Below are 16,904 nucleotides of genomic sequence, written 5' to 3'. Positions count from 1 at the left end.
ATCAATATATTTGATATTTAGGAAATATATTCAATTATAGTGGAATGATGTAGAAATTTGTCATGCGAAATGTATTGTATTCCCAATTTTAACGTAGTAAACTTATTACTGTAATAATTGGCAATTATTTTAATACATAATTTTACTTATAGGGGGAGAAAGATGACTTATTTTGTTGATTTTATAAAGAATCTCACTAAAAAAAGTAATATAGGTGTACTTATATATTTAATATTAAATACATTAATAGTTGTTGCTTTATTTAGTGAAGGATTTAATAACATTAAAGGAATATTTGTCGGCATAATAGTATATGCAATTTCATTAGTAGTTGCATTATCACCAGTAGGTGAGTGGGTATTACGTTTACAAACAGGTTGTAAGAAAATTAAAAGGAAAGAATTTGTAAATAGATTAGAGCCATTATTTAATGAAGTTTATGCTAAAGCTAAAGAGTTAAGTCCTTCAATTCCAGATGATGTTCAATTGTTTATGAGTAATGATGAATCACCAAATGCTTTTGCTACTGGAAGAAAAACAATATGTTTAACAAAAGGTTTTTTGAGATATTCAGATGAAGAAATTAAAGCTACTTTTGCACATGAGTTAGGACATTTAGCACATAAAGATACTGATTTAATACTTATGATAACTATTGGTAACTTTATTGTTACAGCAATGTTTATCATATATAGAGTAATTATTAATATAGTAGGAATCGTTTTAGGTGCTGCAAGTGAAGGTATTGGAAGTATAATATATAACATATTTATTGATTTAATTCTAGTTGCAATAATGTGGATTTGGACAAAGATAGGCACAATGTTAGTTATGCATTCAAGTAGACAAAATGAATATTTAGCAGATGAGTTTGCATTTAATTGTGGATATGGAGATAGTTTAGCAGCTGTCCTTGATACATTTAATGGGTCTAGTCAAAAAGGATTATGGGCAAATCTTGCTTCAAGTCATCCAGATTCAGATGATAGAATTGCAAGACTTCAAGAATTAGGATCATCATATGTAAGAGAATAATTTAGCTTGTAAAGTAGACCAGTTTTCAAATGAGAACTGGTCTATTGTTTTAGTTATATTTTTATATGAATTTAAATTATTTAAGAATAGAGGAAATATATGAGTGAAAACAATAAATTAAATTACACAATTGACTTATCCCAAAATACTGATTTAGTTTTAGAAGAAGGGCTTTTACTTGCTGATAAATTTATAAATAAAAATTACCTTATTAATTTAAATAATAATGATGTATTACAAATTGATGAAGAGATGAAAAGAACAAATTTCTTAAGGTTATATAAAATAACTAAGTTAGTTTATGATCCAAAAGAAAATGTTAATGATAAATTAATAAGCGTATATAGTGCACTTCAAAATTTAGAAAGTACAGCAATCTTAATTATTCAAAGTAATAAAGAAAAAGTTGAATTCTTCCTTGGAATACGTTCAATTGATAACGCTGCAACTTGTGGAAAAATATTAGAAAAAAGTATTAAGGGTAATTATCCAGGAAGTAAAATAGAGGGAATGAAAAATTCTCAAATAGAATTTTTATTAAATGATGTAGTTACATCAAATTTTGAAAATACTGAGAAAAGTATAGCAACTGTATCTATTGTGCCTTCAGGAAGAGATGAAGATAAAGATAGATTTGTTCAAGGTATTGAAAAGTTTATAGATACAATGAATGGGGAAGAATATACAGCTATATTTATAGCATCACCATTAAACAAAGAAGTTCTAGAGAAAAGAAAAAGAGGATTTGAAGAACTTTATTCAACATTATCTTCTTTTAGTAAAGTTACGCTAGCTTATGGAGAGAATTATAGCAAGGCCGTTACTCAGGGGATGTTTGAAAATTTTTCTTCATCAATAAGTAACAGTATATCAAATACTAATAGCTATTCTACTAGTGAATCAAGCTCTTTTTCAACATCTACTTCACGGGGAAGTTCCTTTAGTTTTGGTGGAGTTGGAACAAATAAAAGTAAATCTGAAAGTACTACAAAAGGATATAGTTCAAGTAATTCATGGTCAAAATCTGTTACAGAAGGATCAGCAGAAACTAAAGGAAGTGGTACAAATAGTTCAGATACATTAACACAGGGGGATTCAAGAAACTTAACTGTAAATTTTGATAATAAATCTATACAAAATCTTATGAAAAAAATTGATGAGCACTTGGAAAGAATAAAGCTTTGTGAGTCCTTTGGTTTGTGGGAGTGTTCATGTTATTTTGTATCACAAGACATACAAACAGCTGTTGTTGCAGCAAATACATATAAGGCTTTAATGGCAGGTAATCAATCTGGAGTTGAAAATTCTTTTGTTAACCTTTGGAGTATAAAAGATGGAGAGAATACAAAAAAAGTTTTGGGATATTTAAAATATTGTATGCATCCTAAAATTAAGATACCTAGTGTATTAGATTTACCTGAACAATATGTTACACCTACAAGTTTAATAAGTGGAAATGAATTACCTATAATTATGGGATTACCACAAAAATCAATAACAGGAGTAACTGTTATTGAAATGGCTGAGTTTGGAAGAAATGTTTTTTACAATAATAATCTTTGTAGTGATAGAAAAATTAAACTTGGAAAAGTAATGCATATGGGATTAGTTGAAAATAATGATGTACTTTTAGATCTAAATAGTTTTTCATCACATTGCTTTATTACAGGATCAACAGGATCAGGTAAGTCAAATACATCATATAAATTATTGGAAGAGTTTTTAAAGAAAAATATAAAATTTCTTGTTATTGAGCCAGCAAAAGGAGAATATAAGAAAGCTTTTGCATCCGTAGATGGGATTAACATTTTTTGTACAAATCCAAGATATCATAAAATGTTAAAACTAAATCCATTTAAATTTAATGAAAAAATTCATATTCTTGAACACTTGGATAGACTTATAGAAATATTTAATGCTTGTTGGCCAATGTATGCTGCTATGCCAGCAATACTAAAGGAAGCAATTGAGAAAACATATATAAGTTGTGGATGGGATTTGATAAATTCAATTCATATAGATAATGGAAAACATAAATATCCTACTTTTAATGATGTACTTACAATTTTACCTAATATAATAAATGAATCTAGTTATTCTTCAGATACAAAAGGAGATTATACTGGTGCATTAGCTACAAGAATAAGTTCACTTACTAATGGGATAACAGGTCAAATTTTTTGTGATAGTTATGATATAGAAGATTCTATTTTATTTGATGAGAATACAATTGTTGATTTAAGTAGAGTTGGTTCTTCGGAAACTAAATCATTAATTATGGGTATTTTAATAATGAAATTAAATGAGTATAGAGTTTCTACTTCTGAAGGGGAAAATCTTCAATTAAAGCACATAACAGTAATTGAGGAAGCACATAATCTTTTAAAGAGAACATCAACAGAACAAAGTCAAGAAGGTTCTAACTTACAAGGAAAATCTGTTGAAATGATAAGTAATTCTATTGCAGAGATGAGAACATATGGGGAAGGATTTATAATTATTGATCAATCACCAACAGCAGTAGATGTATCTGCAATAAAAAATACAAATACAAAAATTATTATGAGATTGCCAGATCAAAATGATTGTATAGCCGTTGGTAAAGCTGCCGCATTAAATGAAAGTCAGACAAATGAAATAGCTAAATTAAGTACTGGATCTGCTGTTGTAATTCAAAATAATTGGCTAGAACCTGTATTAACTCAAATTGATAAATGTAGTAATGAATATAATGGAAAAGAATTATATGTAACTCAAAATCAAATTATTAAGTTAAGGGGTGCAATAGTTAAAGAACTATATAGTCAGTTTATTAATAGTAAATACAATTTAGATAAAATCATAAAGATAATAGATAGATGTGATATAACTAATGATAAAAAGAATGAATACATACTATTTATAAAAAATATATACTCTATATTACCATTTAATATAAGTGTTAAGTATTTTTCAGAAGTGATTACAAATCTAATTGGATGTAAGAATTTATTTGATATCATACCTATAAGTTTAAAAAAGGTTGATTTAATTGATAAAGATCAATTATCTAGTGATGAAATAAATATTATAAATAACTGGTATGATAAATTCTTCAAGTATTTAGAAAATTATGCAGAGTTTAATGATGATAATATTAAGCGAGAGTTATCAAAGTATTTAATATACTATAGGGCTTCTGAATTAAATGACAATAAATTTTTATTAGTATATGAAGTAGTTTTTAATTAAAAAGAATAGGTGGGAATATAATCGTGAATGAAATAGAAATTTCAATAAATCCTTATGATAGTATTACAAGGATAAATATAAATAATAGACCAATTTCACCTTATAGTGAATTAGCAAAGTACTTAAAGGAACCATTTTATACTTGGTGTGATAAAATTCTTGGAGCTATTTCAAGAGAATTAAATGATGAATTTAACATTACTGTTATATCAAGGTGGGCAGAAGCTTATTTGTTAAAGGGTTTAGCTAAAGATTATAAAGAGTGTATAAAGTTTAAACATAAAAATTTAATTATTGATATGCCTATAACTGATAGATTTAAAAAGTTATCAAATATATATAAATCAAATAAAATAGATTTAAATGGTAAGGTTTTTCCTATAAATATATTTGTATCTAATAATTTTATAGACGATGTTATAAATAATCATTTTAGAAAAAGTAATATTTTTAAGGAAGAACAATCTAATGTTTTTAAAGTTTTAGATTATCCTGTATGTGATATTAATTTTAATGTAAAAGAATATAAAAAAGAATCATTTAAGGATGTAACAGATGATATTAACTTTATAATTGCCAAAAGTAATGAAGATGCAAAGTTAATATATGAAGATATAAAAAATGATAATGTTTTTACTTTTATATTAGTTGTTAATGATGATTTTGGAGTGTATAAATTTAACAATGTATTTATTTGTGAATATGAGAATAATGGACTGATAAATACATTATTAGAATTGGTAGAATTAAGATGGATTACTCCTTTTTATAATAATTTACTTAGTAATATTAAAGAGAAAATACATAGTGATAATATTGATTCTTTAATAGAATTAAAAATATTAAGTAGCTCAGACTATTTTTTATCTGTTAGTTTTAATAAACAAATGGAAGTTAATACATTTGCTCCATTAATAATAAAAAGTTATCCAGAAAATGTTGAGTTACCTAAATTAAATTTTAAATTTAGTAAAGAAAACATAGTATCTTGTGATGGCAAAAATATTTTAGCATTAGCGGTTGGTGAGGTTGATGTTGAGGTATATATACAAGGTAGCTTGGAGCCAATTTCAAAATTTCATATAAGTGTTATACAAACAAATAAAATTAAAAAAATAGAACTTGATAAAGAAAGCTATGTAATGGGAATTAAAGATATATTAAAGTTATCTTATAAGTTTTGGCCTGAAAATGCAGATAATCAATCAGAATTAAAATGGACAAGTACAGATACTACTGTAGCTAGTGTTGATGAAAATGGAAATGTTGTAGCTCTTAATCCTGGTACATGTTATATCAAAATTTCTACAGAGGATATTTCAGAATCTTGCTTAATAAGTGTAAAAGAAAAGATATCAAATATTAATATATCTAAGCAAGATATAAATCTTTATATTGGAGAAACTACAGAGTTAAATGTTGAATTTTCTCCAAAAGATGTTATAAATAATGAAATATTATGGGAAACAAGTGATAAAAATGTAGCTATTTTTGAAAATGGAATAATTAAAGCAACTGGTATTGGAAAATCAATTATAACTTTTTATACACCTGATAGAAGTGTAAGTAGTTCATGCAATGTTTCTGTTAAGAGTACTTTTGAAAAGAAAAAATATAGAAATGTTTCATTAACAGCATCAGTTATTGTATTTATTCTTTCAATAGCATTATCAGGAATAAATACAATTAATATAGTTACACCATTAATAGGAATAATATTAGGTCTTATAGCTATTAAGCATAATAAAAAGGATAAAGGTACTGCTATACTATTTATTTTACTTAACTTAGGTATGTTTGCAGCTATATTTTTTGATTTATTTAAGTTATATTAGAGAATAATATTTTGAGGGGGAAATATGAATGGAAATAGAAAACCATAATAATATTGAGAGAAATGAAGAACAAAACATTGAGAAAAATGAAATGAATTTAAGAAATCAAGAACAGTTTGATAGAAAAATAAATGATATAGAAAATGATTTAATGCCTTCAAGTTCTTCTGAAAATAAAGAAAAAGACGATTTACATAAAGAACAAGAGGGTCTAAAAAAAAATGAGAGTAAAGACAGCAGAGAAAAAGAGATTAAAGAAATTAAAACTAAAGAGGAAAATAAGCAAACGACTGAAGAAAAACTTAATAATATAGAAAAGTCACTTAATCCAAAAGAAAATGATAAGTCAAACGAAGATTTAGAGATGAGATTAAAGCAAATACAGGATAGAAAATCATCAGAAGATTATGATAGATTGTTGCCTAGCGAAAAAGAAGCAAATGATAAAGAAGAAAATGAATTAAAAGAAAAATTAAAATCTTACAAAGAAATGGAAGAAGAAAAAGATACAAAAAATGGTTCTAAGGATTTAAAAGAGGTTAAAGTAGATTTAGAAAAAAAATTACAAGAAAGATTAGGGAAAAGATTAGAGCAAATACAAGATAGAAAATCATCAGAAGATTATAATAGATTACTACCAAGTGAAAGAGAAGCAAATGATAAATATGAAGACGAAGTAAAAGAAAAATTAGAATCTTATGAAGAACCAGAAAAAAATATTAGTGATAAATTAGGATTAATTAAAGATGATATTTACAACAAACGTGATAGTGAAGGAAAAGTTTCTAAAGAGGATATAAATGAATTTGTAAATAAAATGCAGGAAACATATGATTCAGCATCTAAAGAGGAAAGAGGAAACAATTTAGTTCCAAAGAAATCAGAATATCTAAATAATCCTCCAATGTCTGGAAATGATGAAACAGGACAAAGGTATGATGATCCTAATTATAAATGGCCAGAAAATAATGGATTTGAAGGAAAACCAAATGAGATAACACCAAAAGAAGGAGATCAATTTGACAGATTAGGTAATGAAAAAGGTAGGTTTGTAGCTTCTATAGAAAATGGTGAAGTTCAACCTAAAGAAGATAGAGGGTTGCCATATTATTTTAAAGAAGATAATATATCAGATGAACCATCTTATCATAAATATGAAGTAACTAGAGATTTTGATAAATTAAAGGATGCAATTGACAATTATAATAATCCAAATTTAACACAAGATGAAAATAGAGAAATGATAGAAATTTTTAATTATGAATATGATGGGAATACAAGAAAAAGTGATACATATACTCATGAGCCAGGTAAAACATATGATGGTAAAATTGCTGATGCATTTGAAAATAATGATGGTGGCGGAAGACAATGGGAGTTACCTATGTCGGTTGAATCTTTAAAAGAATTAGAAATGATTAAAAAAATAAAGGAGAATTAAGATTATGAATAGGACAGAATTTTATGAAATTGTAAAAAAAGAGAAACTTGATAAATATCCTGTGGGAGATTCTAAAAATGTAGCTATTACACCTTATGTTGTAGGTTGTGTATGTATTGATGGTGATTGGTGTGTATACGAAAATGATGAAAGAGGTTCAACAAATATTATTTCTAAATATGAAAGTGAAGAAGAGGGACTTAAAGAACTACTTAGGATACTTAGAATGAAAAAAAGAAAAGATGAATTAATGAGAAAAATAAGAAGATAAATTTTATACAATAAAATATTAGAAATCTGAAAGAAATTAAAATATACAAAAAGTTCATATTAAATACAGATTACATTGGTATAATAAGTTATGTTAGAAAACAAATGGACTATTTAAATTAGTCTATTAAATTAACAAATAAAAAGAAAGGGTGATAAACAATGAAAAATAAAATGAAAAAAACAGGAGCTGCAAGTATTGTTTTATATGTAATTGCAGTAATAATAATATTTTATATGATTTGGACTTTTATTAATTGTCATCAATATATTCAAACAATGATAGCACAAGGCGGATTAACACTTAGTGGTAATGGATTTAATATAGTAAGTTATTATATGACAAACTGTGCACAATATGGAGTATTTGCAATTGTTTTAATTGTATTAGGAGTTATCCTACAAAAATTAAATACTATACAAGCAATAGTATCTTCTGAAACTAATAAATCAAAAGAAGATTCAAATGATAAATAATTCATTAAGAATACAACTAAAGAAATAGATATATTTTATGGTTATAGGAAATTTTGTGTAAAAACAAATTTTCCTATAACCATTTTTATAAGCAATTATATATCTTTTAAGCTAGTGCATCCCATAATGTTAATTCAACTGGTTTTGTATTTAAAATTTCAAGTTGTTCTTTAGTTAAGAATTTTTTGTTTATAACTACATCATAAACATGTTCATCAAACCATTTATCATCCATAACAAAATATCCTTTTTCTCCAACCTTTTCTCCCCAGCTATTTTGAACTTTCCATCTAGTTGGTTTTTCATCAACTAAATCTACACCAACCATTGTCATAGCATGAGATACTGTAGCTTCAGCACAAGATAAACGTTCAGCTTTTGACATATGAAGGTCTATATCGAACAAATCTTCATATTTAAATAAATCTGCACCCAATAAACCTTCATCACGACTCATTTGTTTTAATACATCACAAGCAAACCATGTTGGTTCTTCTTCTTTTAATTGATTTATAAGTAAATTCTTAAAAGTATCTAAATCTAAATTTAAAAATAATACATCTCGGCCACCAATAATATTATTTTCCATAGGAATTGAGTAAAGTTTATTAAATTCTCTATCAGGAGCATTTAGAATAACAACATAATCATCTAAATTCTTTCTTATATATTTTTTAGCAAATTCTTTTGGAGTTAAATTTAAATCTTGGTGATAAACTTTATCATCATCTTTGTATTCAAAATCAAATTTTTCAGGTGGTTCTCCAAAGGAATATACACATATACGATATACTTCATTTAACATTTTTTCTATAGTATTTGATATTTCTTCTTCTTTTGCTCCTTTATGTATAAGATCACGTAATACTAGAGCATCTTTACGTAATTTGCAATTTAATACTTCATTGAAGTTAGTTGTATCGTTACTTACTTCTGTTTCTGGCATTGCATATTTTGGAATTAATCCATATTTTTCAATTAAAGCTGGTGCATTATCCCATTGTCCACCATCACCATTACAAATTTTTAGTAGAGTATTAACTGTTCTACTATCTAAAGGTTCATTTGCAGTTTGAACTATAAAGTTATAAAAAGAATTAGATTTTTCAAGCCTGTCCCAAAATGATAAATAATTTTGAGAAAATTCAAAGTCTTTAACTTTATGATCTTTTGAAAATTCATACCTTAATGTATTTAATGTTGAGAAAAGCCAGCATCTTCCACTATGTTTTTGATTACAGACTTCTCCAGTATCTATATCTATTGAAAAGTTTCTATTTAAATTTTTAGCTATTACTTCTGAATCTTCACTTGCCTTATTAATTCCATTATTCATAACGGCTCTTTTTAAGACTTCAGAGTTTGGAAGATCTTTTAAATTTTTTTGGTAGTTTGTAATATTTTCTTTAGTAATTTCTTTAATCATAACATGCACCTCTTTAATAAAATTTATTTACAATATATTTCAATAAATATAAAAAATAGTTAGCTATACTTTAATAATATACCTTAAAAAAAATTTGTAAATGAATATATTATAAATGTTAACGTTATAAAATGAGTATTTTATAACATATAATATAATTATTAAGCAATATTCTTAAAAAAACTTAATAAATTATGTTTAATATTGAAAATCTAGTAATTAATTTAAAAAAGTTTTCTGGAATTAAATTCATATTAGGTTTACAATTAAAAGAAAAGAGCGAAATAAACTTTTAAATATTTAAATAATATAATATTTTGGTACATACTTTATGATAACGTTTAAGTATAGGCAGAAATTAATTCTATAAATAATACTAATTAGTTAAGCTATAATTTTTAGCTAAGCTTTTGTTTGAAAATTAACGAAAATAAATTAAAAAAATTTTTATTATATTTATTTTTAATAAAATTTTAAAAAATAAAAGGAGGATTATTTATGAATTTACTTTCTAAGGTAACTAGCTTTAATACTTTTTTCTGGGGGTATATACTTGTATTTTTACTTTGTGGTACAGGAATTTTTTTTAGTTTTAGATTAAAGTTTGTCCAGATTAGAAAATTTAAAAAATGTTTTTCTGATACTTTCGGTAAAATTACATTACATGGTGAAAAAGCTGGTAATGAAGGAATGAGTTCCTTCCAGTCATTGGCTACGGCTATTGCAGCACAAGTTGGAACAGGAAATCTAGCTGGTGCAGCAACTGCAATTACTATGGGAGGTCCTGGAGCAATTTTTTGGATGTGGCTTAGTGCTTTCTTTGGAATGTCAACAATTTTTGCTGAAGCTTCATTAGCTCAAAAATATAAGACTAAGGTAAATGGAGAAGTTACAGGAGGTCCTGCTTATTACATTAAAGCTGCTTTTAAAGGTAATTTTGGTAAGATATTAGCAGCTTGTTTCTCAGTATTTATAATTCTTGCACTTGGTTTTATGGGTAACATGGTTCAAAGTAATTCTATAGGTGTTGCCTTTAAAAATTCTTTTAATATAAATCCTTTAATCATTGGAATTATCGTTGCAATATTAGCTGCTTTCATATTTTTTGGTGGTAGAGCTAAAATAGCTTCAGTTACTGAAAAAATAGTTCCTATAATGGCATTATTTTATATAGTGGGAAGCGTTCTTATAATTATTTTAAATGCTTCAAATATTTTACCTGCATTCAAATCTATTTTTGTAGGCGCTTTTAATCCAGCAGCTGCTACTGGAGGAGTTATAGGTGCAACTATTAAACAAGCAGTTAGGTATGGTGTATCTAGAGGATTATTTTCAAATGAAGCAGGTATGGGTTCAACTCCACATGCACATGCAATTGCTAAAGTTAAACATCCTTGTGACCAAGGAATTGTAGCTATGATGGGTGTTTTTATAGATACTTTTATAATACTTACTTTAACAGCTTTAGTAATATTAACAACTGGTGTATTAAATGGAAAAACAACTGGTATAGAATTAACACAAGTAGCTTTTAATGCTGGATTTGGACATTTTGGTCATATATTTATAGCTATATGCCTATTCTTCTTTGCATTTTCAACTATAGTAGGATGGTATTTCTTTGGAGAAATTAATATTAAATATTTATTTGGAGAAAAAGCAAAAAAATACTATACTTTTGCAGTTTTATTTTTCATAGTTTTAGGATCCTGTTTAAAGGTTGATTTAGTTTGGGAACTTGCTGATACTTTTAATGGATTTATGGTTATACCTAACTTACTTGCATTACTTGCATTAAATAAGGTAGTAGTTAAATTGCTTAAAGATTATGAAAAAGATGATACTGATCTTTTAGATAAATAATAGTTAATTTAAGAAATAGAAACAAAATTAAAAGTTATATGAGTTCTATTAATAATGTTTAATCATTTTTGATTAAACATTATTTTTTTTATGACTTTATACAAATTAAAATTATCTTCTTTTCATGTAAAAATATAAATTAATATATATTTTACTGATTATGAAAAATATTACATTAAGAAAAAAGTTAACTTTAAAAATTAAAAAATATTTAATTAAAATATGAAATAAATATTTTTAAAATTATTAATAAATAAATTAAAGAAAAATTTTTCGGGAAAAATAAATAAAATATTATGTAACTATTAAAATAAAATTTAAATATGTATACTTATTTATTAAAAAAATCAATTTGTAATAAATATGCACAATTAAGTTTTAGAAATTTTTGAAATCGTTTCCTAAAGATTTAAAATTATATTATAAAGAAATTAATCGATTAAATTTTTTATGAATTAAATAATACTAATTTTAAAAATAACAAATTATTTTGTTTAAGACTAAGGGGATGAAGTAATGGAACAGAAGAAAAAAATTAAAATGCCAAACACATATACTTTATTATTTTTAATTATAGTTGTTATAGCTATTCTTACATGGATTATTCCAGGAGGAAAATATCAAACAACTTCAAATGGTAAAGTAATAGCAGGAACATATGAAGTTATTAAATCAAACCCACAAGGGATTTGGGATGTATTTATGGCGCCTATTAATGGTTTGCTTGGAACTAAAATAACTCCAGGAGCAATAGATGTGTCATTCTTTATATTAATGTTTGGAGGATTTTTAGGGGTAGTATCTAAAACTGGTGCTATTAATTCTGGACTTGGAGTTATAACAGAAAAAAATAAGGATAATGAAACAAAAATAATAGCTATTCTTATGATTTTATGTGCAATTGGAGGAACTGTACATGGATTAGGAGAAGAAACAATAGCATATTTAATTATTATTTTACCAGTTATGTTAGCTATGGGATTAGATTCTATGGTAGCTGTTAGTATTGTACTTATTGGTTCTCAGGTTGGATGTCTTGCTTCTATTGTCAATCCTTTTGCAACAGGAATTGCTTCACAAATTCTTGGAATTACTCCAGGGGAAGGAATTGTTTGGAGAATAGTAATGTTTGTTGTACTTGTTGGTATAAGCATTTTATATGTTGTAAATTATGCTAAAAAGATAAAAAAAGATGAGAAGAAGTCATATCAATTTTATAGATATAAAGAAGATTTAAATGAATTTCCTTTAAATGTTGGAGAAGAAATAATTATTACTCCAAAACAAAAGAAGGTATTAATAGTAGTTACATTAACTTTCGTTATAATGATTATATCTTTAATTCCTTGGTCAGATCTTAATCCTAATTGGACATTTTTTATAAATCTAAATAATTGGTTAATTGGGATTCCTTTTATAGGTAAATTACTTGGTACATCTATGGTTCCATTAGGTAAATGGTATTTTAGAGAAATTACTATGCTTATGCTTTTTATGAGTATAATAGTTGGATTTGTATATAAAATTGATAGTGATGAACTAATTAAATTAATTATAAAAGGATCATCAGATTTATTAGGTGTTGCATTTATAGTAGCTGTAGCAAGAGGAATTCAAGTCGTTATGAATGATGGACATATAACAGCAACTATATTACACTTTGGAGAAATGCATTTAAGTGGTCTATCAGCTCCAGCTTTTTCAATTCTTAGTTTTATATTTTATATTCCTATGTCACTTTTAATTCCATCCTCATCAGGACTTGCAGCAGCTACTATGGGAATTATGGGACCTTTAGGATCATTTTCACATGTTCCATCAAGCTTATTAGTTACATCTTTCCAATCAGCTTCAGGTTTTGCAAATATTTTTGTACCAACATCTGTAATAGTTATGGGAAATTTAGCTGTTGCACATATAAAATATGGAACATGGTTAAAGTTTGTGTGGAAATTATTGGCCATTTTGTTTATAGCATGTTGTATAATTTTGTGGCTAGCCTCAATTATTTAATTAAAATATTATAAAGATTTAAACCTATAAAATAAAAATTTATAGTTATGATATTTTAAGTTTTTATAAGTAGACTGAATTAGAAAATATAAAAGTATGCGTTTTATATTTTATTAATTTAGTCTACTTTTTTTTATCTATTTTATATTTATTAAAACAAAATTAAAAAAGTATTTCATAATATTTGGTTATTTATTCATTTTTATATTAACTTTTATTGATAAAATAGAAGATATCAAAAGGTAATTTTTATTTAATTAATTCTTAATAACAAATAAGAAAGGAGGTAAAGTAAATGAAACAAAATGAGGATAAAATCAAAAATAAAATTATAGTTATAGTAATAGCTTATTTAATTTATGTATTATCACTAGTATTAAATAATACCTTTTTTATAAACTTAATGTTCTCTATTATATTTTTTATATTATTATATTATTTTGTTAGTTCCATTAAAAATGTTAAAGAATATAAATTAATTTGGATAGCACTATTTTCTTGTTTTTGTGTTTATAGCATTAGTTATATTGCATGTATAATATATGAAAATTTTTATGATATAAATCTAAAAATTTTAGATGAATCTCAATATATTTATATGTTTGTTGGAATTCTAATTACTTTTTCAGTAATTAGATATTTTATAAAAAATATAGAAACCTTAGAATCGATACAATTAATAATAGATATATCAACAATAACAATAATAATGACTAGCTTTTTTTGGATAGTTATTTGTGATATAGAATTTAAGTATATAATTTCAGACATTGATTCTATTATAGCACTAATATATATAACAATGGATATTATTTCATTAGTAATTATTTATATAATTTATAGGACTATGGATGAATTAATAAAGAAAAAATCTATAATGTTAATAACAATAGGAATACTATTTTATACTGTGGCAGACTTATTATATACATATGATATTATAAACGATGTATATATATTGGATATTTTTCAAAACATCTTTGATATAATTCCATTTATATTTTTTTCAATAGGAAGTTTATATAATAGCACTGAAGAAAGAAACAAAAAAACAGAAAAGCTATCTTTATCATATAATTCAATATTAAATAAAAAAAACAAGTGGATTGTATTTATTCCAATGGTTATTTTATTGATTATAGGAAGATTAGGACTTTCATGGATAATATTTTTTGTAATAGTAATATTTTTACATAAATTTTTAAGTTATTATGTTACAATTTCAAACTATAACAAACATATGTTAGATAAAGAAATAGAAATGAATGTATTACTAGAAAAACGAGTAGAAGAAAGAACTAAAGAACTATCCATAGCTAATAAAAAGCTTAGAGCATTATCTCAAAGTGATGTTCTTTCTAATCTTTTTAACAGAAGGTATTTTATAGAAAGATTAGAAGATATGATTTTATTAAAAAAAGAGGATGAAAAAGTAGCAGTATTATGTATGGACTTGAATAGATTTAAATTTATAAATGATTCTTATGGACATGATATAGGAGATAAAACATTAATAGAATTATCAAATAGATTTAGTTCCCTACTTGCTGATAATATTATAGTTGCTAGAATAGGTGGAGATGAATTTACTTTTGCAATAGTAGGTAAATTTACTAAAAAGGAAATTGAAGATTTTGCTATAAAAATAATAAATTTATGTGAAGAACCTATAATAATTGGAAATCATAAGCTACATGTTTCTATTAATATTGGAATTGATATATCTAAAGATAAATGTGATATAAATTTATTATTAAAAAATGCTGATATTGCTATGTATCATACAAAAGAAAATATTGGATTAATGTACTCATTTTATGATGAAAAATTAAAAAATAAAGTTAAAAGAAAAAGTGATATAGAGCAACTTTTAAGAAATATAAATTTTGATGAAGAGTTTTCAATATGCTATCAACCACAATTTGAATTAACCACGAAAAAAATTATTGGTTTGGAGGCACTTATAAGATGGAATAATCCATTGATAGGATTTGTATCTCCATTAGAATTTATAAATATTGCAGAAGAATGTGGTATGATCATAAAAATAGGATATTGGGTAATGAAAAATGCAATTAAGCAGGTTAGTTATTGGAATAAGAAATATAATACGAAGTTAACAATTGGAATTAATGTATCTCCAAAGCAAATGAATAATATTGACTTTTTAGATAATTTGAAAGAATTAATTATTGACAATAATATAGATCCTAAATTAATAGATGTAGAGATTACTGAAAATATTAAAGTTAATGAAGAAAAAATAATTTTAAATACATTAAAAGAGTTAAATAAAATTGGAGTTTCAGTATCTATAGATGACTTTGGTACGGGGTATTCTTCTTTAAGCTATATAAAGAAATTTAGTATTAATAAATTAAAAATAGATAAGATACTTGTAGATAATATTCCATCAAATAATGGAGATCTTCAAGTAATTAAGGCAATAATAATGATGGCAAAGGGGTTAGGTGTCAAAACAATTGCTGAAGGTGTTGAAGATGAGAAACAACTTAATATATTGAGAAAGTTAGGGTGTGATGAAATTCAAGGATATATATGGAGCAAACCATTAAAACCTTGTGAATTTGAAAAAAAATATTTAAGTAGTAAGTAGAATAAACCTTTGTAAGTAACATATAAAATGCAAAATAATAAGTCTTTAATTTAATATAATTTTAGGCTTATTATTTTTTTTATTAGTAATATATGTGCAAATAAATATAATGAAATAATATTTTTATATTTATAATAATATTATTTTTAGTTATATTGACAAAAAAATAAATAAGTGGTATATAATAATTAAAGGTAATTAGCACTCACTAGTAAGGAGTGCTAACAAAAAATAATTTTTTAGGAGGAGATAGTATGTTTGATATGATACCATTTGAAAAAAACAATTTGAGTAGAAGAGACGAACTTTTTTCATCCCTTTTAAAAAATTTCTTTGATGACAATTCTTTAGCATCAATGGATTTACAAGGAAGCTTTAAAGTAGATTTAAAGGAAACAGATAAAGATTACTTAGTTGAAGCTGAATTGCCTGGAGTTAATAAGAAAGATATAAATGTGGATATTGATAATAATTATTTAGTTATCAATGCAAAAAGAGATGAAAGTGTAGAAGAAAATAAAGAAAACTATGTAAGACGTGAAAGACATTATGGTGAATTTAAAAGAAGCTTTTATATAGATAATGTAGATCAAGATAAAATAAGTGCTTCTTTTGAAAATGGAGTTTTAAAAGTTACACTTCCAAAGTTAGTAAAAGATAATAGTAATAAAAGAAAAATAGATATTAAATAAAAAG

At 25.0% G+C, this 16,904-nt stretch carries 11 protein-coding genes; 10 read left to right on the top strand and 1 reads right to left on the bottom strand.

Features of this window, described 5'->3' with window-relative positions:
- Positions 1-162 precede the first annotated feature (162 nt).
- The 6 genes from J2Z53_RS09680 (at position 163) to J2Z53_RS09655 (ending at position 8,289) form a co-directional block, all read left to right on the top strand.
- The gene (locus J2Z53_RS09680; protein WP_209797292.1) at positions 163-1,035 is read left to right on the top strand and encodes a zinc metalloprotease HtpX; all 873 of its coding nucleotides are present in this window, start codon (positions 163-165) and stop codon (positions 1,033-1,035) included.
- Positions 1,036-1,134: 99 nt separating this feature from the next.
- Positions 1,135-4,266: an ATP-binding protein gene (locus tag J2Z53_RS09675; protein WP_209797291.1), complete on the top strand. Its 3,132-nt coding sequence runs from the start codon at positions 1,135-1,137 to the stop codon at positions 4,264-4,266.
- 23 nt (positions 4,267-4,289) lie between these two features.
- A complete protein-coding gene (locus J2Z53_RS12965) occupies positions 4,290-6,101 on the top strand; it encodes an Ig-like domain-containing protein (RefSeq protein WP_209797290.1) in 1,812 nt (603 codons plus the stop codon).
- 28 nt (positions 6,102-6,129) lie between these two features.
- Positions 6,130-7,542: a hypothetical protein gene (locus tag J2Z53_RS09665; RefSeq protein WP_209797289.1), complete on the top strand. Its 1,413-nt coding sequence runs from the start codon at positions 6,130-6,132 to the stop codon at positions 7,540-7,542.
- Positions 7,543-7,546: 4 nt separating this feature from the next.
- Complete coding sequence (locus J2Z53_RS09660) at positions 7,547-7,813, top strand: hypothetical protein (RefSeq protein WP_209797288.1); 267 nt, start codon at positions 7,547-7,549, stop codon at positions 7,811-7,813.
- A 161-nt stretch (positions 7,814-7,974) separates the two neighbouring features.
- Entirely contained in the window at positions 7,975-8,289 is a 315-nt protein-coding gene (locus J2Z53_RS09655) for a hypothetical protein (protein ID WP_209797287.1), read from the top strand.
- Between the two features lie 106 nt (positions 8,290-8,395).
- On the opposite strand, the gene J2Z53_RS09650 is transcribed toward J2Z53_RS09655, so the two are convergent.
- Positions 8,396-9,715 (bottom strand): C1 family peptidase, encoded by a 1,320-nt coding sequence (locus J2Z53_RS09650; RefSeq protein ID WP_209797286.1) that lies wholly within the window; start codon positions 9,713-9,715, stop codon positions 8,396-8,398.
- A 498-nt stretch (positions 9,716-10,213) separates the two neighbouring features.
- Here J2Z53_RS09650 and J2Z53_RS09645 point away from each other — a divergent pair, with 498 nt between their 5' ends.
- The 4 genes from J2Z53_RS09645 to hsp18 all read left to right on the top strand — a co-directional run bounded on the left by J2Z53_RS09645 (position 10,214) and on the right by hsp18 (position 16,900).
- Positions 10,214-11,578 carry an alanine/glycine:cation symporter family protein gene (locus J2Z53_RS09645; protein WP_209797285.1) on the top strand — a complete coding sequence of 455 codons (1,365 nt, stop codon included), beginning with the start codon at positions 10,214-10,216 and terminating at the stop codon, positions 11,576-11,578.
- A 516-nt stretch (positions 11,579-12,094) separates the two neighbouring features.
- Positions 12,095-13,591 carry a YfcC family protein gene (locus J2Z53_RS09640; protein WP_209797284.1) on the top strand — a complete coding sequence of 499 codons (1,497 nt, stop codon included), beginning with the start codon at positions 12,095-12,097 and terminating at the stop codon, positions 13,589-13,591.
- 295 nt (positions 13,592-13,886) lie between these two features.
- On the top strand, positions 13,887-16,208 hold the full coding sequence (locus tag J2Z53_RS09635; protein ID WP_209797283.1) for a putative bifunctional diguanylate cyclase/phosphodiesterase: 2,322 nt from the start codon (positions 13,887-13,889) through the stop codon (positions 16,206-16,208).
- 254 nt (positions 16,209-16,462) lie between these two features.
- Positions 16,463-16,900 (top strand): heat shock protein Hsp18, encoded by a 438-nt coding sequence (gene hsp18, locus J2Z53_RS09630; RefSeq protein WP_209797282.1) that lies wholly within the window; start codon positions 16,463-16,465, stop codon positions 16,898-16,900.
- Positions 16,901-16,904: the final 4 nt, after the last annotated feature.

The sequence above is a fragment of the Clostridium moniliforme genome (assembly GCF_017873235.1).
GTDB classification, from domain to species: domain Bacteria; phylum Bacillota; class Clostridia; order Clostridiales; family Clostridiaceae; genus Clostridium; species Clostridium moniliforme.
The sequence above is the reverse complement of the archived record's forward strand: the minus strand, read 5'-3'. Positions and strand labels throughout refer to the sequence as shown.

Excerpts from the sequence above, each read along its gene's own strand:
- J2Z53_RS09680 (WP_209797292.1), top strand. The coding sequence starts at position 163 with ATGACTTATTTTGTTGATTTTATAAAGAATCTCACTAAAAAAAGTAAT.
- J2Z53_RS09675 (WP_209797291.1), top strand. The coding sequence starts at position 1,135 with ATGAGTGAAAACAATAAATTAAATTACACAATTGACTTATCCCAAAAT.
- J2Z53_RS09665 (WP_209797289.1), top strand. The coding sequence starts at position 6,130 with ATGGAAATAGAAAACCATAATAATATTGAGAGAAATGAAGAACAAAAC.
- J2Z53_RS09660 (WP_209797288.1), top strand. The coding sequence starts at position 7,547 with ATGAATAGGACAGAATTTTATGAAATTGTAAAAAAAGAGAAACTTGAT.
- J2Z53_RS09655 (WP_209797287.1), top strand. The coding sequence starts at position 7,975 with ATGAAAAATAAAATGAAAAAAACAGGAGCTGCAAGTATTGTTTTATAT.
- J2Z53_RS09650 (WP_209797286.1), bottom strand. The coding sequence starts at position 9,715 with ATGATTAAAGAAATTACTAAAGAAAATATTACAAACTACCAAAAAAAT.
- J2Z53_RS09645 (WP_209797285.1), top strand. The coding sequence starts at position 10,214 with ATGAATTTACTTTCTAAGGTAACTAGCTTTAATACTTTTTTCTGGGGG.
- J2Z53_RS09640 (WP_209797284.1), top strand. The coding sequence starts at position 12,095 with ATGGAACAGAAGAAAAAAATTAAAATGCCAAACACATATACTTTATTA.
- J2Z53_RS09635 (WP_209797283.1), top strand. The coding sequence starts at position 13,887 with ATGAAACAAAATGAGGATAAAATCAAAAATAAAATTATAGTTATAGTA.
- hsp18 (WP_209797282.1), top strand. The coding sequence starts at position 16,463 with ATGTTTGATATGATACCATTTGAAAAAAACAATTTGAGTAGAAGAGAC.